Below are 242 nucleotides of genomic sequence, written 5' to 3'. Positions count from 1 at the left end.
TTGCAATGCATCTTTCTGCAGATTGCCTACATTAGTATTAGTATCATTCAGACTGGTTGACAGACTGGACACGTCTTTATTCACAGTGTTCAGACTTTTATCAATACTAGTAGACAGACTGCCTAACTGATTGTCGGTTGCTGTGCTCAGACTGGTTGACAGACTGTTCAGCCCTGTTGATGTTGAGCTGGACAGGTTAAAGAACTGGCTGCCGTTTACTGCATCTGTAGAATCAGCTGCTA

General features: G+C 43.4%; 1 protein-coding gene. It reads right to left on the bottom strand.

Annotation, left to right across the window (positions count from 1 at the left end; all coding sequences use genetic code 11):
* Positions 1-242 (bottom strand): hypothetical protein (locus H3V01_RS10950; protein ID WP_198186797.1); only part of this gene is annotated, 242 nt, incomplete at both ends.

Source organism: Snodgrassella sp. M0351 (genome assembly GCF_016100575.1).
Taxonomy (GTDB): Bacteria; Pseudomonadota; Gammaproteobacteria; order Burkholderiales; family Neisseriaceae; genus Snodgrassella; species Snodgrassella alvi.
This window is presented reverse-complemented; position numbering and strand designations above follow the sequence as displayed.